At 76.2% G+C, this 23,175-nt stretch carries 16 protein-coding genes and 1 riboswitch; of the genes, 5 read left to right on the top strand and 11 right to left on the bottom strand.

Features of this window, described 5'->3' with window-relative positions:
• Nucleotides 1-5 precede the first annotated feature (5 nt).
• From recD to ATJ88_RS02250, 5 genes are all read right to left on the bottom strand, one after another.
• Complete coding sequence (recD, locus tag ATJ88_RS02230) at nucleotides 6-1,979, bottom strand: exodeoxyribonuclease V subunit alpha (RefSeq protein WP_098462418.1); 1,974 nt, start codon at nucleotides 1,977-1,979, stop codon at nucleotides 6-8.
• Nucleotides 1,976-5,449 carry a UvrD-helicase domain-containing protein gene (locus ATJ88_RS02235; RefSeq protein WP_098462419.1) on the bottom strand — a complete coding sequence of 1,158 codons (3,474 nt, stop codon included), beginning with the start codon at nucleotides 5,447-5,449 and terminating at the stop codon, nucleotides 1,976-1,978. Before ATJ88_RS02235 ends, recD begins: the two co-directional genes overlap by 4 nt.
• Entirely contained in the window at nucleotides 5,446-8,823 is a 3,378-nt protein-coding gene (gene recC / locus ATJ88_RS02240; protein WP_098462420.1) for an exodeoxyribonuclease V subunit gamma, read from the bottom strand. The genes ATJ88_RS02235 and recC overlap by 4 nt, the downstream gene beginning before the upstream one ends.
• Nucleotides 8,824-8,963: 140 nt before the next feature.
• Nucleotides 8,964-10,235, bottom strand: a complete 1,272-nt coding sequence (locus ATJ88_RS02245; RefSeq protein WP_098462421.1) for an O-succinylhomoserine sulfhydrylase — start codon at nucleotides 10,233-10,235, stop codon at nucleotides 8,964-8,966.
• Nucleotides 10,232-10,678 (bottom strand): rhodanese-like domain-containing protein, encoded by a 447-nt coding sequence (locus ATJ88_RS02250; protein WP_098465064.1) that lies wholly within the window; start codon nucleotides 10,676-10,678, stop codon nucleotides 10,232-10,234. Before ATJ88_RS02250 ends, ATJ88_RS02245 begins: the two co-directional genes overlap by 4 nt.
• 266 nt (nucleotides 10,679-10,944) lie before the next feature.
• Nucleotides 10,945-11,060: riboswitch (SAM riboswitch) on the top strand.
• A 30-nt stretch (nucleotides 11,061-11,090) separates the two neighbouring features.
• Between ATJ88_RS02250 and ATJ88_RS02255 the strand changes: the two genes are divergently transcribed.
• On the top strand, nucleotides 11,091-12,518 hold the full coding sequence (locus tag ATJ88_RS02255) for an aminotransferase class V-fold PLP-dependent enzyme (protein WP_098462422.1): 1,428 nt from the start codon (nucleotides 11,091-11,093) through the stop codon (nucleotides 12,516-12,518).
• A 25-nt stretch (nucleotides 12,519-12,543) separates the two neighbouring features.
• Here ATJ88_RS02255 and ATJ88_RS18260 read toward each other — a convergent pair whose 3' ends face one another.
• A complete protein-coding gene (locus ATJ88_RS18260) occupies nucleotides 12,544-13,026 on the bottom strand; it encodes a redoxin family protein (protein ID WP_098462423.1) in 483 nt (160 codons plus the stop codon).
• Nucleotides 13,027-13,102: 76 nt separating this feature from the next.
• Between ATJ88_RS18260 and ATJ88_RS02265 the strand changes: the two genes are divergently transcribed.
• Nucleotides 13,103-13,561 (top strand): MarR family winged helix-turn-helix transcriptional regulator, encoded by a 459-nt coding sequence (locus ATJ88_RS02265; RefSeq protein ID WP_170023491.1) that lies wholly within the window; start codon nucleotides 13,103-13,105, stop codon nucleotides 13,559-13,561.
• A gap of 6 nt (nucleotides 13,562-13,567) precedes the next feature.
• Here the strand turns inward: ATJ88_RS02265 and ATJ88_RS02270 are convergent, their stop codons facing one another.
• Nucleotides 13,568-15,022 carry an amidase gene (locus ATJ88_RS02270; protein WP_098462425.1) on the bottom strand — a complete coding sequence of 485 codons (1,455 nt, stop codon included), beginning with the start codon at nucleotides 15,020-15,022 and terminating at the stop codon, nucleotides 13,568-13,570.
• A 307-nt stretch (nucleotides 15,023-15,329) separates the two neighbouring features.
• Between ATJ88_RS02270 and ATJ88_RS02275 the strand changes: the two genes are divergently transcribed.
• Complete coding sequence (locus ATJ88_RS02275) at nucleotides 15,330-15,908, top strand: GNAT family N-acetyltransferase (protein WP_098462426.1); 579 nt, start codon at nucleotides 15,330-15,332, stop codon at nucleotides 15,906-15,908.
• A 214-nt stretch (nucleotides 15,909-16,122) separates the two neighbouring features.
• Here ATJ88_RS02275 and ATJ88_RS02280 read toward each other — a convergent pair whose 3' ends face one another.
• From ATJ88_RS02280 to ATJ88_RS02290, 3 genes are read right to left on the bottom strand one after another with little or no spacing between them, the layout of a single operon-like run.
• Nucleotides 16,123-17,199, bottom strand: coding sequence for a MaoC family dehydratase (locus tag ATJ88_RS02280; protein ID WP_245852067.1), 1,077 nt, complete (start codon nucleotides 17,197-17,199; stop codon nucleotides 16,123-16,125).
• A complete protein-coding gene (locus ATJ88_RS02285) occupies nucleotides 17,196-18,545 on the bottom strand; it encodes a 3-oxoacyl-ACP reductase (protein ID WP_098462427.1) in 1,350 nt (449 codons plus the stop codon). The genes ATJ88_RS02280 and ATJ88_RS02285 overlap by 4 nt, the downstream gene beginning before the upstream one ends.
• 17 nt (nucleotides 18,546-18,562) lie before the next feature.
• Complete coding sequence (locus ATJ88_RS02290; protein ID WP_245852068.1) at nucleotides 18,563-19,894, bottom strand: acetyl-CoA C-acetyltransferase; 1,332 nt, start codon at nucleotides 19,892-19,894, stop codon at nucleotides 18,563-18,565.
• 90 nt (nucleotides 19,895-19,984) lie between these two features.
• Here ATJ88_RS02290 and ATJ88_RS02295 point away from each other — a divergent pair, with 90 nt between their 5' ends.
• The gene (locus ATJ88_RS02295; RefSeq protein ID WP_098462429.1) at nucleotides 19,985-20,704 is read left to right on the top strand and encodes a TetR/AcrR family transcriptional regulator; all 720 of its coding nucleotides are present in this window, start codon (nucleotides 19,985-19,987) and stop codon (nucleotides 20,702-20,704) included.
• Entirely contained in the window at nucleotides 20,704-22,800 is a 2,097-nt protein-coding gene (locus ATJ88_RS02300) for an acyl-CoA dehydrogenase family protein (RefSeq protein WP_098462430.1), read from the top strand. Before ATJ88_RS02295 ends, ATJ88_RS02300 begins: the two co-directional genes overlap by 1 nt.
• A gap of 24 nt (nucleotides 22,801-22,824) precedes the next feature.
• Here the strand turns inward: ATJ88_RS02300 and ATJ88_RS02305 are convergent, their stop codons facing one another.
• Nucleotides 22,825-23,109, bottom strand: a complete 285-nt coding sequence (locus ATJ88_RS02305; protein WP_141538595.1) for a hypothetical protein — start codon at nucleotides 23,107-23,109, stop codon at nucleotides 22,825-22,827.
• Between the last annotated feature and the right edge of the window lie 66 nt (nucleotides 23,110-23,175).

The raw sequence follows: 23,175 nt of genomic DNA on the forward strand, positions 1-23,175 counted from the left end.
AGGTGTCAGCGGGGGAGCGGGTCGCGCAGCCCGCTCGCCCGGCGGACCGGGCGGGCGACCGCGGCCCGGACCGCCTCGGCGGTGCCGAGCACGCGCACGTGCTCGCTCGCGCGGGTCACGGCCGTGTACAGCAGCTCGCGGGTGAGCAGCGGCGACGACGGCGGCGGCAGGATCAGCGTCACGCGCCGGAACTGGCTGCCCTGCGCGCGGTGCACCGTCATGGCGTGCACGGTCTCGACCGGGGGCAGCCGGTGGGTGCGGACCCGCACCGGGTCGCGCGGGTCGCCGAACGCCGCGACGACGCCGTCGCCGTCCGCCACCACCACGCCGGTGTCCCCGTTGTAGAGGCCGACCTCGGCGTCGTTGCTGGTGACCAGCAGCGGACGCCCCACCACCCACGGCCCGTCCGTGCCGGCCCGGTCGGTGCCGGTGGCCTCCTCGACCCAGGCCTCCACCTGCGCCGCCCACCGGGCGACGCCGACGGGACCCCGCCGGTGCGCCACCATCACGCGGTGCCGCGTGAGGGCGTCGAGCGCCCCGGCCGGGTCCCCGGCCGCCGCGGCGGCCACGAGGAGGCGGCCCGCTTCGAGGGCGTCGTCGTGGACGCCCCGGACGTCGTCCTCGGTGAGCCGCTCGGTGTCCGTCTCGACCAGCTCCACGCCGCCCGTCCCGGCGCGCAGCACCGCGAGGACCGCGTCGGCGTCACCGGTACGGATCGCGCTCGCGAGCGGCAGGATCGCGGAGTCCTCGTCCTGCCGGTGCACCGTCACGAGCCCGACGACGCCGTTGCGCAGCCGGTCGGGCTCCTCACCGGCCAGGGGGACGGGGCCGGCCGCCTCCGCCGCCGTCACGGTCCGCACGCCGTCCACGGCCGGGGCGCCGTCGATCGACGGCCGCTGCACGAGGTCGCCGAGCACGGCCCCCGCCTCGACGGACGCGAGCTGGTCCGGGTCGCCCACGAGCACCAGCCGGGCGTCCGGGCGCAGCGCCTCCAGCAGCCGCGCCATGAGGGACAGCGGCACCATCGACGTCTCGTCGACGACGACGACGTCGTGCGGCAGGTGGTGCCCCGCGTCGTGGCGGAACCGGGTGGCGCTGCGGTACCCGAGCAGCCGGTGCACCGTCGTGGCCACGGGCTCGCCGACGCGCTGCCGGTCGTCGGTGTCCAACGCGCCGACGACGTCGCGCACCGCCTCCTGGAGCCGGGCCGCCGCCTTGCCCGTGGGGGCGGCGAGCGCCACGCGCAGCGGCCGGGCGTCGGCCGCCGCCTGGTCCGCGACGTCGTGCACCACGGCGAGCAGCCGTGCCACCGTCGTCGTCTTGCCCGTGCCCGGGCCGCCGGTGAGCACCGTGATCCGTCGTCGGGCGGCGTGCTCCGCGGCGAGACGCTGCCGGGTGTCGCCGTCGGCGGGGAAGAGCCGGGCGAGCGCCCCGGCGAGCCGGTCGGCCGGCACGTCGAACGGCTCCGCGCGGACGCGGTCGTCCACGAGGCGTCGCACGGTGAGCTCGTCGCGCCAGTACCGGTCCAGGTACAGGCGCCCGCCGACCCACCGGACCGGCAGGTCCGCCGGTCCGTCCGTCCCGACGGCCACCAGGGGGCTCGCCTCGATCGCCGCGACCCAGCCGTGGTGCTCCGGCCAGGGCGACGGCGCGCCCTCCTCGATGCCGTCGGGGGCGTCCTCCGGGGTATCGGTCGACATCGTGCCGTCGTCCTCGGGCCGGGCGAGCGCCGCCAGCTCGGCCGCGTCGTCGAGGCGGACACACACGGACCCGCCGCGCAGCGCGCGCACCGCCAGCGCGACGGCGAGCAGCACCCGCTCGTCGGACTCGTGCGTGAGGCGGCCCAGGCGTCGGGCGACGTGCACGTCCGTCGCGGCGACGATCCCCGCCGCGTTGAGGTCCCCGAGCAGGCCGGGCGTGCCGACGGCGAGGCGGACGTCGCCGTCGACGGGCGCGGCGCTGGTGGTGTCCACGGTCATGCGGCCTCCTCGGCGCTCAGGGTGCCTCGGTCGAGCAGGTCGGACAGCGCGGGGACCAGCCCGGGCGGCGGCACCCACGCGACGACGCCGTGCGGCGCGCCGTCCGGCCCCACCGGCGTCCGCGGCCCGCACATGCCGCGCACGAACAGGTACAGCCCGCCGCCCAGGTGGACGTCCGGGTCGTAGCCGGGCAGCCGCCAGCGCAGGTAGCGGTGCAGCCCCACCAGGTAGAGCACGAGCTGCAACGGGTAGTGGGCGTGCAGCATCGCGTCGACCGTCGCGTCGGGCCGGTAGTCGTACGCCGTCAGGGGGGTGTCGGGCACTCCGAGCCGGTTCGTCTTGTAGTCCACGACGAGGAACCGGGGCGCACCGTCCGCGCCCGTGACGCGCAGCACGGCGTCGATCGATCCCGTGAGGTAGCCGCACAGCACCGCCGGGTGCGGGTCCGCGGCGGCGAGATCGCCGAGCATCGCCGGATAGGCGGCGAACGGGTCGTCGGCGGCGAGGTGCCGACCCAGCAGGGCGGCGACGTCGGCGAGGGTCGCGCCCGCGGTACCGCCGGCCCGGGCGGCGGACGACCGGGCGCCGGGGGACGAGGTGCCGAGACCGTCGCCCCCGGCGAGCGGCAGCTCGAACTCGAGCTCGGCGAGCCGGTCGCGCGGCTGGACGTCGGCCAGCGTGGCCCCGTCGGCGAGCGGGCCCAGCGGGGTGCGGGCGACGACGGCCAGCGCAGCCGCGAGCCGGGCCGGGTCCGTGCCGGGCAGCCGGGACGACGCCGCGGCGCGGGTGCAGTGCGCCAGCAGCTCGGCGTCGAGGTCCGTCGCCGAGGTGTCCACGTACTCCAGCACCTCGTGCACCAGCGTGCCGAACGCCGCCCCGGCGGGCAGGTCCGACATCGGGGACGGCAGGTCGCCGCCCGCGCCGGTCCGGCCGGGGTCGACCGCCCCGACCGGCAGCACGTCCGCCGACTGCTCGGCGGGCTCGTCCTCGACGACGGCGTCCTCCGGCTCGGACGCCACCCCTGTCGGGACCGCGACACCGAACCCGGACCCGGCCGGACCGTGGTGCGCACCCGCGGTGAGCGCCGTGTACGAGGCCCGCCGCCACGAGGCGTCCGGCAGCCGGTCCAGCGTGGACACCCCGAGCGGCGGCAGGTCCCGGGCCGGTGGCCGCCAGCGCGCCGTCGACGGCGTCGCGTCGGCCTCCTCGACCACGACGGTGCCGCGGGACCGCGCGGCCACGGCGTCGAACGCGGCCCGGGCGTCGTCGTCGCGCATCTGCCGCGGCGTCGCGTGCGGGGCGGGCTCCCCGCCGAGCAGCCGGTCGGCGAGCAGCACCCGCGTCAGGGCGCCCTTCGCGGAGTTCGCCTTCGACGGCGCCCAGTGCGCGACCACCTGGTGCCGGGCGCGGGTGAGCGCCACGTACAGCAGACGCAGGTCCTCCCCGGCCTCCTCGGCGCGGCTGCGGTCGAGGGCCGCGTCGTAGCCGGGTGACGCCGGACCGCCGACGTGCAGGGTGCGCTGGCCGTGGTCGTCGTGGAACCGCAGCACGTCGGGCGTCGTCGGCTCCCAGCGGTCCCACGCGTACGGCACGTAGACGACGCCGAACTCCAGCCCCTTGCTGGCGTGGACGGTGACGACCTGCACCGCGGCGGCGTCGGTCTCCAGGCGGCGGCTGCGCTCCTCGTCGAAGTCGACCTTGGCCTCGGCGATGCGGCGCCGCAGCCACGCCGTGAGGGACTGGGTGCCCAGCCCCTCGGCGAGCGCAGCGGCGTGCAGCACCTCGCCGACGTGCCGCAGGTCGGTGAGCTGCCGCTCCCCGGTGGTGGAGGTCAGCAGCCGCTCCGCGAGCCCTTCGCGGGTCACGGCCTCGTGCAGCGCGGCCACGCCGCGGGTCGCGAGCAGGCGCGACCAGCGGCGGACGGTGTCGGACAGGACGTCGTGCGCGGCGTCGTCGGCGCCCGCGAGCCGCGCGGCGTCCCAGCCGACGAACGGCGTCAGTGCGAGCGCGGACGCACGCCCGTGCGCGCCCGGCTGCTCCAGGGCGTCCAGCAGCGTCAGCCAGTCCCGCGCGGCGGGCGTCGCGAACACGCTCGACAGCCCGGACACCACCGCGGGCACGCCCCGGTCCGTCAGCGCCTGGCGCACCAGCTCCGCCTGCACGTTCGTACGGGTCAGGACGGCGACGTCGCGCGGCTCCAGCGGCCGCCGTGCCCCGCCGTCCTCGACGAGGTCCCGGCCCAGGCGCGCGACGACGTCCGCCGCGACGTCCTGCGCGACGTGCGCCCGCGGCGTCCCGACAGCGGGCACCGACCCGGCCTTGAGGCCGAGCGACCGGCTCGTGACGTGCCGCAGCCGCAACGGCGCCCCGCCGTCGAACCGGGCCTCGTGCGCGGCGTCCACCGCTCGCACGACGATCCGCGGGTCGCCGAGCGCGACGTCGCCGAGCAGCGTGTGCAGGGCGTCCAGGAGCGGCCGGTCGCTGCGGTAGGACGTGCCGAGCGTCGCCACCGTCGTCGCGTCCGCCTGCGCGTCGAGGTACGCGACGACGTCGGCGCCGCGGAACGCGTAGATCGCCTGCTTCGGGTCGCCGATGAGCACGAGCGTGCGGTGCCCGTGGAACGCCGTGCGCAGGATGTCCCACTGCACGGGGTCGGTGTCCTGGAACTCGTCCACCATGACGACGCGGTACCGGGACCGGACGCGCTCGGCCGCCGTCGGTCCGTGCACCGGGTCGGTGAGGGTGTCGCGCAGCAGCACCAGCAGGTCGTCGTAGTCCATGAGGTGCTGCGCGCGCTTGCGGCGCAGGGTCTCGGCGCGGGTGTCCGCGGCGACGCGGTGGCGCAGCGCGCCCCCCGACGTCGGCTCGCCGCCGCCGGGCTCCGCCGGGACCAGGCAGGCCTGGTGGTCGCTCACCGCGGCCCGCCCGACCTCGCCCGCCAGCGACGGCGTGAGCGCCGGCCGCGCCTCGTCGGCGAAGCGGCGCACGTACAGGTCGTCCGACACCTCCTGGACGAGGTCGGCCACGTCCGGCAGGAACGTCGCCGCCGGGTCGACGTCCGCGGCGATGCCGAGCGCCACGAGCATCTGCTGGCAGAACCCGTGCGTCGTCGTGATCGTCGCGGCGTCGAGCTGGGACAGGGCTACCGCGAGCCGGTGGCGGCGCGCGTCCAGCTCGTCCGGGTCGACGGCGGCGAGCAGCCGCACCAGCGGGTCGTCGTCGGTGGCCGGGTCGGCGGCGCGCAGCGCCCGCTCCGTGCGCACCAGGCGGTCACGCACCCGGTCGCGCAGCTCGGAGGTGGCGGCACGCCCGAACGTCACCAGCATGAGGTCGCGCAGCTCGGCGACGCCCTCGGCGACGTACCGCGTGGCGAGGGCCGCGATGGTGAACGTCTTGCCCGTGCCTGCGCTCGCCTCCAGCACCGTCGTGCCCTGCGGCAGCGGCCCGTGGACGTCGAACACGGAGGTCATGCGGTCCCCTTCTCCTCGCGCTCCAGCAGCGGGTCCCACACACGGCGCGCCAGCGCCCCGAACCGGGTGGTCTCGCCGGGCAGGGCGCGGCGGTCGTCGTCGGTGGGGAGCCCGGCGAACGCGTCGAGCGCGACCCCGGGGCCCCAGCAGAGCACGTGGTAGGCGTCGTTCTTCTCGAACCCGCCGCCCCACGTGTACCGGGCCTCGCCGAGCGCGGCCGCGACGTCCACGGCGCCCCTGTCGCGGGTCACGGCGTAGGCGTGCGCCGCCTCGGGCGGCGCGGGCAGGGGTGCGCGGGCCGCCTCGGTACGCAGCCGCACGAGGTCGTCGAGCAGCCGTACCGCCTCGGCGTGCTCGGGAGCGGCGATGCGGCTCCACGCCGCCCGCGGGGCGGAGACCGGCGCCCGGCCCACCGTGCCCGTCTCCCACGCCGTGCCCGGGTGCGCCGCGGCCAGCGCCAGCACCTGCACCCAGGACCGTAGGCGGTGCTTCGGCGCCAGCTTCGAGTACTCGGCGCGCACCACCCGGTCGCCGTGCACGCCCGGCACGGTGCCCACCACGGTGACGCCGGACGGCAGGGCGACCGTGAGGTCCACCGACCGGGGCTTGCCGGTGGACATCGCGTTCGACGCCGTCGCGTACACCGGCTTCACCCGGTCCATGACGTTCGACAGCGCAGCGTGGCCGAGCCTGCGCGGCGGCGCCTGCCCGCGCCGCCACTCCGCCTGGAACACCTGCTGCGGGTCCGCGCCCGCCAGCGTCGCCGTGAGGATCCGGTCCCCGGCACCCCAGCCGACCAGCGGGTCCAGGCTCAGCGGCAGGCGGTCGTCCACCTCGTCCGCCTCCAGGGTGAGCCGCACCCCCAGCGCGCGGGTGACGAACCACCGTGCCGGGTGCTCAAGCACGGCGACGAGGTCGTCGAGGTCGACCTCGACCGGCGCAGCCGACACCGGCAGCGGCTCGGTGACCAGCAGTCCGGGTGCCGTCCGGTCCGCGCGGCCCGCCACCGCGCCCGCGAGGGCGGCCGCGTCGTGGCTGAACGGCCCCGGCGTGCCGAGCGCACCCGGCACGAAGTTCGGTTCGCCGACCGCCTGCAACGGGTGCCGCACCACGACGTGCTCGCGCGCCCGCCCGCCGTCGGCCGGGACGGCGAGCCGGTCGAGCGTGTCCAGGAGCTCCGCGACGGGCACCGCGGGCGGTCGGGCCGCGCCCGTACGCTCGTCCGCGCCCGTGTGCAGCACCACGAGGTGCTCCGCGGCCGCGCCCAGGGCGTCGAGGAAGATCTGCCGGTCCTCGGTGCGCCGGTCCCGCTCGCCGACGCACGCGTCGCGGGCCAGCAGGTCGTCCCCGTCCGGGGAGGCGGACCGCGGGAACACCGTGTCGTCCATGCCGAGCAGGCACACCACCCGGTGCGGAACGGCGCGCATCGGCTCCATCGAGCACACCGTCAGCGCGCCCGTCCGGAAGCCGGAGCGCGTCGGCCGGCCCGCCAGCCGGTCGGCGAGCAGCGCCCGCACGTCCTCCAGCGCCAGGCGCGAGCCCGCGTGCGCCTCGCCCGACGTCCGCACACCGGCGAGCACCCGCCGCGCCTGCGCCGTCTGCCACGCGTCGTCTGGCGCCGGGTCCGTCAGCAGCGTCACCGCGCGGTCGAGGGTGTCCAGCCAGTCCTCCAGCGGACGGCTGCCCGTCAGCCCCGCCAGGAGCTCCGTCAGTCGGGCGACGAGCTCGGAGAACCGGCCCACCACCTCGACGTCCGTCGACCCGACGTCGTCCAGCGGCAGCGCCGAGCCGACGAACCGGGCGTCCTCCTCCGCCATCGCCACGCCCAGGAGCACCCGGTCCAGCGCCGCGTCCCACGTGCCCTGCCGCACCCGCGGGTCGATGCCGAACCGCTCGCGGCGCGCGCCGTCCTCGCCCCAGCGCACCCCCACCTCGACGGCCCAGCCGCGCCAACGGTCGAGGTCGTCGTCGGAGAGGCGGAACCGGCGCCGCACCGGCGCGGACGCCGCCAGGTCCAGCACCTCCGACGCCGTCACCCGGCCGTCGGCCAGGCGCAGCAACGTCGACACCACGCCCAGGACCGGGTTGAGCACCCCCGCGCCGCGGTCCGCGAGGCTCACCCGCAGCCGCTGGCCGGGGTGCGCCGCGGTCGTGCCGTCCCCGACCGCGCCGAACGTCGCGGTCACCAGCGGCGCGAACGCCTCCACGTCGGGGCACAGCACGACGACGTCGCGCGGCTCCAGCGTCGGGTCCGCCGCGAACAGCCCCACCAGCACCTCGCGCAGCACCTCCACCTGCCGCGACCGGCCGTGGCACGCGTGCACCTGCACGCTGCGGTCGTCGGGCGCGATCACCAGGGGAGCGGCCGGGTCGGGGTCGTCGTCGCGCAACGACGCCTGCAACGCGCCCAGCACCGTGGCCGGGGGAGCGGGCGCCGGGTGGTGCGTCTCGACGACGTCGGCCTCGTCCGCGTCGAACGCCCCGGTGAGGCGCAGCTGCATCTCCACGGAGTCCCGGGCGGTCGACGTCAGCAGCGGGTGGAGGGCGACGGCCGGCAGGTCCGCGCGGCGCGAGCGCCCCGGGCGCGCCGGCAGCGCGGCGACCCGGTCCCACAGGGCGGGCGACGGGTGCGGCAGCCACAGGTGCACGTCCCGGTGGCGGGCCAGGGCGTGCAGCACGCGCAGCTCGTCCTCGGGCAGCCGCGTCGGCCCGAACACCGACAGCCGCGACGGCAGGTCCACGGCCGCCGGGTCCCGCTCCAGCACGGCCACGGCGTCGGCCAGCACCTCCGCCGGGCTCGGCGCGGCCAGCAGGTCCCGGACCCGCCGCCACAGCTCCGGCTGCCACGCCAGGTCCGACGGCACCGGGGCGCCCGCGCCGTCGGAGTCCTCGCCGTCGTGCCACGCCACCGGCAGCGCCGGGCGCTGCCGCGCGTACGCCGAGAACAGGTCCGCGACCCGCTGGGCGAGGGCCACCCGGCGCGACCGCCGCACCGCGTCGTCCGGCCCACCGACGTAGCGGGCGAGCGGGGCCGCCCACGGCTCCTCCAGGGCGGCGTCCACCACCTGGAGCACCGGCCAGACGAGGCGCTCGCGGCGCCACGGGTCGTCGTCGGGCTCGACGCCCGTCACCGCCGCCACGGCAGAGGCGACCAGGCGCGACGGCGAGCCGAAGTCGACGTTCGCGCACACCCCCGCGCCGGTGCCGCCGTCGCCCAGGTGGTGCGACAGCCGCTGCGCCAGCCACCGCTCCACGCCGCGCGTCGGTACCGCCACGACGTCGGGCGTGAACGGGTCGTCCGGCGGCGCGGCCAGGACCTCCGCGAGGGGCGCGACCAGCGCGTCGGCGCGCTCGGAGCGGTGGATGTGCAGCACGGGGACAGGCTAGGGGCAGTCCCCGACAGCCCGCCCGACGGTGCACTCCCGCGGCGCACCGCTGTGGACGGCGGCCCGCTGTGGACGGCCCCCGACCGGCCGGTCATCGCGTCGACCATGCCCCCGCGTCGACGGAGGCGTCAGGCGTGCAGGGCCTGCGTGACGTCCTCGATGAGGTCCAGCGGGTCCTCCAGGCCGATCGACAGCCGCACCGTGGTCTCGGTGATGCCGACGGCGGCGCGGCCCTCGGCGCCCAGCTTGCGGTGCGTGGTCGTCGCCGGGTGCGTGACGAGGGACTTCGCGTCACCGAGGTTGTTGGAGATGTCGACGACGCGCAGCGCGTCGAGGAACGCGAAGGTGTGCTTCTTCGCGGCCTCGGGGGAGGTGCCCTCGGGGACGTCGAGGTCGAACGTCACGACGGTGCCGCCGCCGGACTGCTGCGCCAGGGCGAGCTCGTGCTGGGGGTGCGAGGGCAGGAACGGGTAGCGCACCCCGGTCACGCCGTCGAGCCCGTCGAGGGCCTGGGCGACCTGGAGCGCGGAGGCGTTCTGGGCGCGCACCCGGACGTCGAGGGTCTCGAGGCCCTTGAGCAGCACCCACGCGTTGAACGGGGACAGCGACGGCCCGGTGTGCCGCAGGAACGTCTCGACGGGACCGCCGACGAACTCGGCCGAGCCGAGGATCGCGCCGCCGAGCACGCGGCCCTGGCCGTCGATGTGCTTGGTCGCGGAGTACACGACGACGTCCGCGCCGAACTCGAGGGGGCGCTGGAGGATCGGGGTGGCGAACACGTTGTCCACCACGACGACGGCGCCCGCCGCGTGCGCGAGGTCGCACACGAGCCGCATGTCGACGAGGTCCTGCATGGGGTTGGACGGCGTCTCGAAGAACACGACGTCCGCGGGGGTGGACAGCGCCTCCTCCCACTGGGAGGCGACGTGCCCGTCGACGAGGTCGACCTGCACGCCCCACTTGGCGAGGATCTCGGAGTAGATGACGTTCGTGGAGCCGAACAGCGCGCGGGCGGACACGATGCGGGAGCCCTGCGAGACGAGGGCCGCGAGCGTGGTGAACACCGCGGACATGCCGGACGCGGTGGCGTAGCAGGCCTCGGCGCCCTCGACGAGGCGCAGCCGCTCCTCGAACGTGCGCACCGTGGGGTTGCCGTACCGCGAGTAGACGAACCGCGAGTGGTCGCCGGAGAACGCGGCCTCGGCGTCGGCGGCCGAGTCGTACACGTAGCCCTGCGTGAGGAACAGGCCCTCGGAGGTCTCGTTGAAGTCGGAGCGGCGGTGCCCGCCGCGGACGGCGAGCGTCGCGGGTCGCGCGCTCCCGGGCAGGGGGCCGCGGCCGGACCCGCCCAGCAGCTCGGGGTTCGCGCCCGGCCCGGTGGGGATCTCGACGCGGCTCATCGGGCGTACTCCGCACACGGCAGGCCGGCGACCTTCCAGCCCTCGCGGTCACGGATGCCGTTCAGGCCCGGCGCGCCCTCGAAGCCCTCCAGGACGTTGTACGACGGTGCGATCCCGGCGGACGTCGCGAGGCGGGCGGCGCCGATGGAGCGCTGCCCGGAGCGGCACAGGAACACCACGGGGCCGTCGCCGGTGACGCCGGCGGCCTGGAGCTCGGTGAGGAACCCGGGGTTGGGGCGGCCGTCGGAGGTCACCCACTGGGTGAAGACGACCTGCTTGTCGAGCCCGGCGACGTCCGGCACGCCGACGAGGCGCCACTCGCCCTCGGTGCGGACGTCGACGAGCACGGCGTCGGGGGTGGTGGCGAGCAGGTCCCACGCCTGCTGCGGGGTGATGTCTCCGGCGTAGCCCTCGGCGGGGCGTGCCTGCACGGTCGCGGTCATCGCGCACTCCTCCATCGGTCGTGGCGGTAGCACCCAGCTCGTCCCGGACGCCGACGACGGCGCTGCCCGGTCCCGCGGGGTTGCTGCGGCGTCGTCGTGCCACGTCACTCGGCCGCTCGGGATGGTCAGGGCGATCGTACGACAGGAGGTCCGCTCTGCGGGACGGGCATCTCGCAGAGTGGTCGTTCGGGCGTTCATCGCCCGCATCGTGAGATGCCCGTCCCGACACTTGACGACGTCCGGACGGCACCCCAGCATGGATGCCAGGTCATGAGCGCCAGCGCGAAGCCCCGGCTCGCTGGCCGGCAACCCTCCCCTCGCGGCGGGGTGCCCCGGGTGACGACCAGGCACGACGCCGACCGGCGTCGGGCAAGCGCGGGGAGGCCCCCTCCCCGGACCAGGAGGGACAGTCATGACCACGCTCACCGAGGCCCCCACGTGTCCGCAGGTCGACACCGTCGCCGACCTCGCCCCCGTCCTGCCCGTCGCCGGGCAGGACACCCTCGCCCCCCTCGTCGACGGCCGCCGCGTCCCGTACGCGAACCTCGACGTCGCCGCCTCCGCCCCGGCCCTGCAGTCCGTCGCCGACCGCGTCGCCGCGACGCTCCCGCTGTACGCCTCCGTGCACCGCGGCGCCGGGTACCTCTCGCAGGTCTCCACCGCCCTGTACGAGCAGGCCCGCCGCACCATCGGCGAGTTCGTCGGCGCACGCGAGGACGACGTCACCGTCGTCGTGCGCAACACCACCGACGCCCTCAACCTGCTGGCCGGCTGCGTCCCCGCGACCGCCGACGGCGCGCCCGGCCGCGTGCTCGTCCTCGACGTCGAGCACCACGCGAACTTCCTGCCCTGGCAGCGGGAGGCCGACACGACCGTCGTCACCGGCAAGGACACCGCCGCCGCGACGGTCCAGGCGCTGCGCGACGAGCTCGCCGACGGTGCTGCCGCGGGTCGCGGCTACGCCCTGCTCGCCGTCACCGGCGCGTCGAACGTGACCGGGGAGGCCCCCGACGTCGCCGCGCTGGTGGCCGCCGCCCACGACCACGGCGCCCGGCTCCTGCTCGACGGCGCCCAGCTCGTGCCGCACCGCCGCTTCTCCCTGGCGGACACCGGCGTCGACTACGTCGCGTTCTCCGGCCACAAGACCTACGCCCCGTTCGGCGGCGGCGCCCTCGTCGGCCGCCGCGACTGGCTCGACACCGGCACCCCGTACCTCGCCGGCGGCGGCGCCGTCCGGCGGGTCCGCACCGACTCCACCGAGTGGCACGACGCCCCGGCCCGGCACGAGGCCGGGTCGCCCAACGTCCTCGGCGCCGTGTCGCTGGCCGCCGCCTGCCAGGCGCTCGCCGAGGTCGACCCCGCCGAGCTGCGCGAGCACGAGGACACCCTGCGCCGCCGCCTCGTCGCCGGCCTGTCCGCGATCGACGGCGTGGACGTCGTCCACCTGTGGCCCGACGCCGCCGACACCGTGGGCGTCGTGACGTTCACCGTGGCGGGCTGCGACGCGGGCCTCGTCGCCGCCTACCTGTCCGCCGAGCACGGCATCGGCGTGCGCGACGGCCGGTTCTGCGCCCACCCGCTGCTCGCCCGCCTCGGCCTCGACGGCGGCGCCGTGCGTGCGTCCGTCGGCGTCGGCACCGCCGGCGAGGAGGTCGAGCGGCTGGTCGCGGCCGTCGCCGCCCTCGTCGCGGACGGGCCGCGCGCGCGGTACGACGTCGTCGACGGGCTGTGGGTCGTGGTCGACGACCCGCGCCCCGTCCCCGAGGGCTCCGGGCTGGAGGGCCTGCTCGCCACCGCCGCCCTGGGCGCGGAGGACGCCGTCGGCTGCCTGCCCGACTGACCCGCCGGCCCGTCGTGGCGTGCGCTCAGGCCGTGTCGCGCAACGCGGCGAGCGCGCCGCGGACCTCGGCGGCGTCGAAGCTCGCGGGCGGGAGCGCGGCCGTGCGGGCCGCGAGCACCGTCCCGGCGCCGTCGAGCACGAACGTGCCGCTGTGCTGGAGCAGGGCGACCTTGTCGAGCCCGGCCGCGCCGTGACCGTCGCCCGTGGCCCAGACCTCGGCGACGGGGGAGCGGCGTGCGGCCCGCTGGGCGGCGGTGGCCGCCTCGGCGGCGTCGCCCGGCGCGAGCAGGAGGAACGCGGCGCCGCCCAGCTCCCCGGCGTCGTGCATCCGCTGCACGTGCGCGGCGTGCGCGAGGCAGACGGGACAGGTGGCGGACCGCATGAGGTGGACGACGGCGGGGCGGCCGTCGAGCACGTCGGACAGGGTGCGGTGCGCGCCGTCGGGGGCGACGAGCTCGAGCGCCGGGAAGGTGCTGCCGGGCGCGGGAGTCTGCGGGTCGGTGATCATGGCACGTCCTCGAGGTCGTAGGCTGGGACCATGATCGTCAACCGCATTGCGTATTCTGTCAAGGGGGTTGCGTAGTTTGACCGAGGACGCCATCGCCCGCTTCGCCGCCCAGTCCCGTGACGACCTCGGCTTCCTGCTGCTCGCCGCCGCCGACGCCGTCGTCGCCGCGACGCTCGCCGAGGTCGCCGCGCAGGGGCACCCCGACGTCCGCCGCGTCCACGTGCCCGTCTTCGCGCACGTCGACGCCACCGGCACCACCATCAGCACCCTCGCCGAACGCGCCGGCGTCTCCCGGCAGGCCATGACCGGCGTCGTGCGCGAGCTCGAACGCCTCGGCTACGCCGCCACCGCGCCCGACCCCGCCGACCGCCGCGCCCTGCGCGTCACCCTCACCCCGCTCGGCGCCGGCTACTGCGACGCCGCCACCGCCGTCAGCCGCCGCCTCACCGACCGGTGGGCCGACCGCCTCGGCGCCGACGCCGTCGACCTTCTGCGCACCCAGCTCCGCGGCCTCGCCGCCGGGACACCCGACTGACCGACGTCACCAGGTCGGGGGCCGCCGCTCCGGCCAGCGCAGCACGTCCTCCAGCTGCGCGGCCAGCGCCAGCAGCGTCGCCTCGCCGCCCGGACGGCCGACGAGCTGGACGCCCATCGGCAGCCCGTCCGCCGTCCAGTGCGTGGGCACCGTGACCGCGGGCAGGCCGGCCACGTTCAACCACGACGTGAACGGCGTGTACTGGCACTGCTGCACGAAGTTGCGGTCCGGGTCCTCCGCGTCGAACCAGCCCACCGGTCGCGGCGTCATCGCCAGCGCGGGCGTCACCACGGCGTCCAGGTCGCCGAACCCCGCGATGAGCCGCCGCTCGAACATCACCAGGGTGCGCAGCGCCGTCACCAGCTCCCGGGCGGGCACCTCCCGGCCGCGCCGCACCAGCCACGCCGTCAACGGCTCCATCCGGTCCAGCGTCGCGTCGTCGTCGACCGGGACCGCGGACGCCCCCGCCATCCACAGGGTGCGGAACGCGTCGCCGTACTCCGGCGCCGGGTCCCACCGGTGGTCCTCCACCCCGTGCCCCAGCCTCGTCAGCGCCCGCACGCCCGCGTCCAGCGCGGCCCGCGCCTCCGGCTCGACGGTGATGTCGTAGTAGTCCTCCCACGCGGACCACGTCGTCACACCCAGCCGGAACCGGCCGCCGTCGTCGTCCCGGCCCGCGACCTCGCCCCGCTGCGCCGCCGCCAGGTACGCCCCCGCGTGCGCGACCGGCGCGCGCAGCGTGAACGGGTGCGCCGCGCCGCCGTCCGGCCGCCGCCGGATCATCCCCTCCAGCAGCAGCGCCGTGTCCGCCGTGGTGCGCGCCAACGGACCGTTGACCACGAGCCCGCCCGCCGACTCGATGCCCGACCCCGACGGCAGCAGCCCTCGCGACGGCTTCAGCCCCACCACCCCGCACGCCGCCGCCGGGATGCGGACCGACCCGCCGCCGTCCGACCCCGGCGCGAACGGCAGCAGCCCCGCCGCCACCGCCACCGCGGCCCCGCCGCTCGACCCGCCGGCCCCCCGCGACGTGTCCCACGGGTTGCGCGCCACGGGTCCCGCCAGCGGCTCCGTGTACGCCGGGAACCCGAGCTCCGGCGCCGTCGTGCGCCCCAGGCTGACCAGCCCCGCCGCGTCCAGGTCCAGCACGACGTCGTCCGACACCTCCGGCACGAACCCCGCCAGCGCCCGCGACCCGAACCCCGTCGGCACGCCGGCCCGGCTCCACAGGTCCTTGTCCCCGCTCGGCAGCCCCCACAGCGGGCCCGCAGGTCGCCCCGCGCCGAGCCGACCGGCGCGCTCGCGGGCGCTGTCCGCCGTGACCAGGCAGAACGCCCCCAGCTCGGCGTTGCGCGCCGCGATGCGCGCGAGGAAGTGGTCCGCGACCTCCGACGGCGTCAGCTCGCCCGCCCGCAGGCGGTCCCGGAGCTCGACGGCGGTCTGCTCGTGCAGGGCGTCCATCCTCCGACCCTAGCCCCGCCGTGCTCACCGCCGTCCGCCCGCGACCCAGCGCACGTCCCCGCGAGTCAGCGCAGGACTCGGCGAGTCAGCGCAGATCCCCGCGACTCAGCGCAGATCCGCGCGACTCAGCGTCGGTGGGTGCGAGTCAGCGCGGGATCCGCCGACTCAGCGCAGGACTCGGCGACTCAGCGGTGCCGGGTCCGGGGTGTGCGGCGTGCGGACGGGACGCCCGCTGAGCCCGGGAAGCACGGTGGCCACCGGACGAGACCCGATGCCGCCGTCGCCGGCGAGCAGGGAAGATGGGTGCGTGCGCCACGACCTGCGACTCACCGCCCACGGGATCCGGCTCGAACCGCTCGAGCATCGGCACGCCGCCGATCTGCTCTCGATGATCGACGACGACCTCTGGTTCGGGATGGTGTCCCCGCCGCCGCGCACGGTCGCAGACGTCGAGGCGGTGGTCGACGCCGCGCAGGCCGCCGACGGTGCGTACGCGTTCGCCGTCGTCGGGCCGGACGGCGAGCTGCGGGGCTCGACCCGGTTCTACGAGCACGTTCCCGCGCAGTGTCGCGTCGAGATCGGCTACACGTTCTACGGCCGTGCCTGGTGGGGCGGCCCCACCAACCCGGCGGCGAAGCTCGCCCTGCTCACGCACGCGTTCGACGTCTGGCAGGTGCACCGCGTCGCCCTGCGGGCCGACGCGCGCAACGTCCGGTCCCGTGCCGCCATCGAGAAGCTCGGTGCCCGTGCCGAGGGCGTGCTGCGCAAGCACCGGGTGGCCGCGGACGGCTCGGTGGGGGACACGGCCTACTACGGCATCGTCGACGACGAGTGGCCCGTCGTCCGCGCGGGGCTCGAGGCCCGTCTCGCCCGCCAGGAGCGCTGAGTCGCGCATTCCTGCGCTGACTCGCCCGATCCTGCGCTGACTCGGCGGATCCTGCGCTGACTCGGCGGATCCTGCGCTGAGTCGGCGGATCCTGCGCTGAGTCGCCGGATCCTGCGCTGAGTCGGCGGATCCTGCGCTGACTCGCGGAAGTCCGCGCTGGGTCGCGGGCGGTCCGGCGCCGGTCCGACGAGCGTGGACCGGCGCCGGGCAGCCGCTACAGCGGGGTGACCTCGCCCTGGAAGTGGCGGCGTCCGCGGCGGGCGTTCCAGCCGACGTAGCCGAACCCGTCGGGGGTGTCGCAGAGCTCGGGCGTCACCGCGACGTCGACCGTGCCCGGCAGCAGCACGGGCTGGGCGAACTCGACGGTCCACCGGTAGGCGTCGCCGCGGGCGTGCCCGACGTCGGCGAGCGCGCGGGACGCGGTGTACATGCCGTGCGCGATGGCGCGGGGGAACCCGAACGCCTTGGCGGACAGCGACGACAGGTGGATGGGGTTGCGGTCGCCGGACACGGCGGCGTAGGCGCGGCCGGTGCCGGGGCCGAGCGCCCACCGGCCGGTCGGCAGCGGCGGGACCCAGGCGTCCGTCGGCGACGTCGTGGCTCCGGTCGCCAGGTCGTGCTCCGGGGGGACGACGTCACGACCGGCGGTACGACCTCGCGGCGCCGGGTCGACGGGGACGGCCGGGAGCACGACGTCCGGCTCGGGGGCGGTGAACCCCTTCGCGAGGTACGTGGACACGCCACGCCACCGGGGCAGGCCGGAGTCGTCGCCGTCCGGCCAGATCTCCGCGACGAGGTCGACCTGGACGCCGCGGCGGTGGGGCCGCAGGTTCTCCGCCCACGCGCGCACCTCGAGGACGTCGCCGACGCGCACCGGCCCGCGCATCTCGACGTGGTTGGCGAGGTGCACCATGCCGAGCAGCGGCAGCGGGAAGTCGCCGCGCACCATGACGGCGGTGGCCAGGGGGAACGCGAGGACGTGCAGGTACCCGGCGGGCAGGACGTCGCTGACGGGCTCGTGCAGCAGCCGCTGGTAGTCCCGCAGGTGGCCGCGCAGCTCCGACGTGGTGACGCCGGAGACGCGCAGCGCCACGGTGGGGAGCACGAGCGGTCGGTCGGGGTCCTGCGACCCCGACCCGAGGCCGGGCAGCGACGGCAGGGCGCGCCCCGCCGCGATGCGGCCCGACGCCGCGGCGCCGCGCGCGTAGAGCCCGGCCAGCCCGGGGAGGGTCTGCTGGGTCTCGACGTGCAGCACCTGCCCGGTACCGGTCCGCCAGGGCGCAGCCGTCACTGGCCCACCAGGTGCTGGCCGCACACGCGCAGCACCTGCCCGTTGACGCCCGCCGCGACGGGGGACGCGAGGAACGCGATCGCCTCGGCGACGTCGACCGGCTGCCCGCCCTGCGCGAGCGACGGGATGCGTCGCGCGACCTCGCGGGTGGCGAACGGGATGCGGGCCGTCATCTCGGTCTCGATGAAGCCGGGGGCGACGGCGTTCGCGGTGCCGCCGGTCGCGGCGAGGAGCCGCGCGGTGGCGCGGGTGTGCCCGATGACGCCCGCCTTGGAGAACCCGTAGTTCGTCTGGCCCTTGTTCCCGGCGATGCCGGAGGTGGAGGCGAGCGACACGATGCGCAGGCCGTCGATCCCGGCGGCGAGCAGCACCTCGTTGATGCGGAGCTGCGCGGCGAGGTTGACCGCCACGACCGACTCCCACTGCGCGGGCTTCATGTTGGCGAGCAGCTTGTCCCGGGTGATGCCGGCGTTGTGCACGACGACGTCGAGGCGGCCGTGGCGCTCGCGGGCGTGGTCGAGGATCCGCTGCCCGGCGTCGGGGGCGGTGACGTCGAGCTGGAGCGCGGTGCCGCCGACGGCGTTCGCGGTGGTGGCGAGCGACTCCCCGGCGGCGGGGACGTCGACGCACACGACGGTGGCGCCGTCGCGGGCCAGCGTGCGGGCGATGGACGCGCCGATGCCGCGGGCCGCGCCGGTGACGACGGCGACCTGACCCTCCAGGGGCCGCTGCCAGCCCGTGCCGTCGACGACGGCGGCGTCGGCCGGGCCGACGCGCAGGAGCTGGCCGTCGACGTAGGCGCTCTTCGCGGACAGGAAGAACCGCAGCGCGGCGACGACGGACGGGTGGGCGACCTCGACGTCATCGGTCAGGACGACGCCGTTGGAGGTGGACCCGCCGCGCAGCTCCTTGCCGAGGGAGCGGACGAGCGCGTCGACGCCCTGGCGGGTGGCGGCGAGCGCGGGGGTGTCGTCGTCGGCGGGCGCGCGGGAGATCGTCACGACGCGGCCGTTGCCGGCGAGCGCGCGCAGGACGGAGCCGGTGGCGAGCACGGGCTCGGTGACGGCGGTGGGTTCGGCGGCCTCGGTGAGCACGAGGACGACGGCGCCCCAGCGGAGGTCGTCGTGGGGGTCGCGGCGCACGTCGAGGTCCCACCCGAGCAGGGTCTGGGCGAGGGTGTCGGCGTCGCCCTTGGAGGCGGCGTCCGCCAGGACGAGCACGGGCCCGACGGTGAGCGGGTCCCCGGCGCGGTGGCGCCGCAGGATCGCGGGGCGGGGCAGGCCGAGCTTCTTCGCGAGGGTCTTGGTGAACCCGGAGTTCACGGCCTGGGCGTAGCGGTCGGTCATGGTGGCTCCTTCCGGGGTCAGGCGGACTCGAGGATCGCGGTGGCGCCGAGGCCGCCGGCCGCGCAGATGGAGATGAGCGCGCGGGCGGGCCGGCCGGTCTCCGCGGCCTTCTGCGCGAGCAGCTTGGCGGTGGTCGCGACGATGCGGCCGCCGGTGGCGGCGAACGGGTGCCCGGCGGCGAGCGAGGACCCGGCGACGTTGAGGCGGGCGCGGTCGACGCTGCCGAGCGCGCCGGTGAGGCCGAGCTCGTTCTTGCAGTAGTCGTCGTCCTCCCACGCGGCGAGGATGGTCAGGACGGTGGAGGCGAACGCCTCGTGGATCTCGACGAGGTCGAAGTCGGCGAGGGTGAGGCCGTTGCGGGCGAGCAGGCGCGGCACCGCGTGGGCGGGGGCCATGAGCAGGCCCTCGTGGCCGTGCACGAAGTCGACGGCGGCGGTCTCGGCGTCGACGAACTTCGCCAGGACGGGCAGGTCGTGGGCCTGCGCCCACTCGCGCGAGCCGAGCAGCACGGTGGAGGCGCCGTCGGTGAGCGGGGTGGAGTTGCCGGCCGTCATGGTGGCGGGCGTCTCCAGGGAGCGGCCGAACACGGGCTTGAGGCTCGCGAGCTTCTCCGCGGAGGTGTCGGGGCGCATGTTGTCGTCGCGCGTCAGGCCGCGGAACGGGGTGACGAGGTCGTCGAAGAACCCGGAGTCCCAGGCGGCGGCGAGGTGCTGGTGGCTGGCGAGCGCGATCTCGTCCTGGGCCTCGCGGGTGATGCCCCAGCGGGCGGCGGTGATGGCCTGGTGCTCGCCCATGGACAGCCCGGTGCGGGGCTCGTCGGTGGCGGGGACCAGCGGCTTGAGGTCGGCGGGGCGCACCTTGGCGAGCGCCTTGAGGCGGGCCTGGAACGTCTTGGCGTGCTGCGCGTCGAGCAGGGCGCGGCGCAGGCCCTCGCTGACGGCGACGGGCGCGTCGGACACGGTGTCGGTGCCGCCGGCGACGCCGGACTCGATCTGGCCGAGCCGGATCTTGTTGGCGACGGTGATGGCGGCCTCTAGGCCGGTGGCGCACGCCTGCTGGAGGTCGAACGCGGGGGTGGCGGGGTGCAGGGCGGAACCGAGCACGGACTCGCGCACGAGGTTGAAGTCGCGGGAGTGCTTGAGGACGGCGCCGCCGACGACCTCGCCGAGGCGCTCGCCCTGGAGCCCGAAGCGGGCGACGAGGCCGTCGAGCGCGGCGGTGAACATCTCCTGGTTGGACGCGTCGGCGTACTTCTTGCCGGCGCGGGCGAACGGGATGCGGTTGCCGCCGATGACGACGGCGTCGCGGACGCCGGTCGTCGTCGCGGCGGTGGTCTGACGAGTGGCCACGGCGTGCTTCCTCACACTGGGTCGATTTCAGGTGGTACTCACAGTACCTGATACTGTGAGTCTCGTGAGACGGATCACAGGGGGTGGCCGATGACGGTCGCGACGGACGGGCAGCAGGTGCGCCCGAGGCCTGACGGACGATCGACCCGCTGGGACGATCATCGCGCCCAGCGCCGGGCCGCGCTCGTGCGCGAGGCCCGCCGGGCCGTGCACGAGCTGGGACCCGGGGCCTCGATGGACGACATCGCGGCGATCGCCGGCACGTCGAAGTCCATCTTCTACCGCTACTTCGACGACAAGGCCGGGCTGCGGCTCGCCGTCGCCGAGGCCGTGGTGCGCGGCATGCACCGCCGGCTCGCCGAGGCCGCGGCCGAGGCGCCCAGCCCCCACGCGGCGCTGCGCGCCATGGTGCGCACCTACCTCCAGACCATCGAGAGCTCGCCGCACGTCTACTGGTTCGTCACGCGCACCGCGATCGGCGGCAACGAGTCCGACGACGGCCGCACCGAGGCGCTCGGCGCCTATCTCGACTCCGTGATCACCCTGGTCGCGGAACCGTTCGCGCAGGCCGCCGGCGTCCCGCCGACCACGGCCGCCGCGTGGGCGTCCGGCGCCGTCGGGTTCGTCCGCGGCTCCGGCGAGTGGTGGCTCGGGCACTCCCGCGCCGAGGGCCTCACCCGCGACGAGCTGGTCGAGCAGGTCACCACCTGGCTGTGGACCGGACCCGTCGGCGTCCTCCACCACGACGACGCCGCGACCCGGCGCACCCCCGACACCCCTGGCACCCCCGAGACCGAGCAGGAGTCCTGATGACGACGATGTCCGCACCCGCCACCGGCCACGACGACCACGCCGGGCCCGACGACGCCGCCACCGCGCGCGTCGACGTGGCGGGCCTGTCCGAGCTGCTGCTGGGCCGCTGGCCCGACCAGCGCCGCCGCGCCCGCGCCCGCGCGGGCGACCCCTTCTACGCGAAGGACGAGTCGCTGACGCCGACGGAGCACCGGGAGCGGGTGCTCGAGCAGATGCGCGCGATGGTGGCGTCCGACGACAAGCTGTCGTGGCTGGCGTTCCCGGAGCGCCTGGGCGGCTTCGACGAGCCGGGCGCCAACCTGGCGTGCTTCACGGAGCTCGTGGCGGCGGACCCGTCGCTGCAGATCAAGTCGGGCGTCCAGTGGGGCCTGTTCGGTGCGGCGATCCTGCACCTGGGCACCCCGGAGCAGCAGGACCGCCTGCTGCCGGGCGCGATGGACCTGTCGGTGCCGGGCGCGTTCGCGATGACGGAGACGGGTCACGGCTCGGACGTCGACTCGATCGGCACGACCGCGACGTACGACCCGGAGACCGAGGAGTTCGTCATCCACACCCCGTTCCGGGGCGCGTGGAAGGACTACCTGGGCAACGCGGCCGTGCACGCGACGGCGGCGACCGTGTTCGCGCAGCTGATCACGAACGGCGTGAACCACGGGGTGCACTGCTTCTACGTGCCCATCCGGGACGCGGCGACGATGGAGTTCCTGCCGGGCGTCGGCGGCGAGGACGACGGCCTCAAGGGCGGTCTGCGCGGCATCGACAACGGCCGCCTGCACTTCACCGGCGTCCGCGTGCCGCGCACGGACCTGCTGGCCCGGTACGGGTCGGTCGCCCCGGACGGCACGTACTCGTCGTCGATCGACAGCCCGGGACGCCGGTTCTTCACGATGCTCGGCTCGCTGGTGCAGGGCCGCGTGTCCCTCGACGGCTCGGCGGTCACGGCCGCCAAGCTCGGCCTGGCGATCGCGGTGAAGTACGGCGCCGAGCGCCGCCAGTTCGCCGGGGCGCAGGGCGAGGAGGTCGTGCTGCTCGACTACGCGACCCACCGGCGCCGGCTGTTCCCGCGCATCGCGGAGGCGTACGCCGGCCACTTCGCGAACGAGCGGCTGCTGGACCTGTTCGACGACGTCTTCTCCGGCGCGCAGGACACCCCGGAGCGCCGCGAGGACCTGGAGACGACGGCCGCGGCGCTGAAGTCGACGTCGACGGCGTTCGCGCTCGACACGCTGCAGGAGTGCCGCGAGGCGTGCGGCGGCGCGGGGTTCCTCACGGAGAACCGGATCACGTCGCTGCGGGCCGACCTCGACGTCTACGCGACGTTCGAGGGCGACAACACGGTGCTCGCGCAGCTCGTCGCGAAGCGGCTGGTCGCGGACTACGGCCGTGAGGTCAAGGGGGCGACCCGCACGCCGGCGGGCATGGCGCGGTTCGTCGTCGAGCGGGCGACGTCGGCGGCCCTGCACCGCACGGGCCTGCGGCGGGCGCAGCAGGCGCTGGCGGACGTCGGCGACCCGCGCCGTGCGGCCGGGCACCTGCGGGACGCCGAGACCCAGCGCGAGCTGCTCGCCGACCGCGTCGCGACGATGGTCGAGGAGGTCGCCCAGGCGATGCGCCCGGCCCTCAAGGCGGACCCGGCGGAGGCGGCCCGCATCCTCGACGAGAACCAGACGGCGCTGGTCGAGGCGGCCCGCGCGCACGCCGACCTGCTGCGGTGGGAGGCGTTCACCGAGGCGCTGGCCACCATCGAGGACACGGGCACGCGCCTGGTCATGACGTGGGTGCGCGACGTGTTCGGCCTCACCGTCATCGAGCGGAACCTCACCTGGTACCTGCTGCACGGGCGGCTGTCCGACCAGCGGGCGCGCACCGTCACGGGCTACGTGGACCGGCTGCTGCGCCGGCTGCGGCCGCACGTCGTCGACCTGGTCGACGCGTGGGGCTACGGCCAGGAGCACCTGCGGGCCGCGATCTCCTCGGGTGCCGAGGCGGAGCGCCAGGACGAGGCCCGCGCGTACTACCAGGCGCTGCGGGCGTCCGGGAACGCGCCGGTCAGCGAGAAGGCGCTGCGCAAGAAGGAGCAGAAGCAGCGCTGATCGCGCCGCTCGCGCCGGTCGTCGTCAGGCGGCGACCGGCGTGGGAGCGGCCACCGGGGTGCCGAGCGCGGGTGCGCCGTCGGTCTCGGTGGTCGCCGGGGCCTCCCGCATCGGGACGCCGAGCGTGACGGTGGCGGGGCGGGCCGGTGTGCGGCCCGCGGGGACGTTCCGTGCGACGAACAGGGCCCCACCCAGCCCGACCAGCACCGCCAGGACCACCAGGGCGATCCAGCCCAGCGCCGCGGACGCCCCGAGGAGCATCCCGTCTCCCAGGACGACGGCTCCCGCCGTCCACATCATGCGTCTCATTCCCCTGACCCTCCACGGTCCGCCTCATCCGTGTCGCCTCCCAGCCAACGTCAGTTCCGGGCCGAC

The sequence above is a fragment of the Isoptericola jiangsuensis genome, assembly GCF_002563715.1.
Lineage (GTDB): Bacteria > Actinomycetota > Actinomycetes > Actinomycetales > Cellulomonadaceae > Isoptericola > Isoptericola jiangsuensis.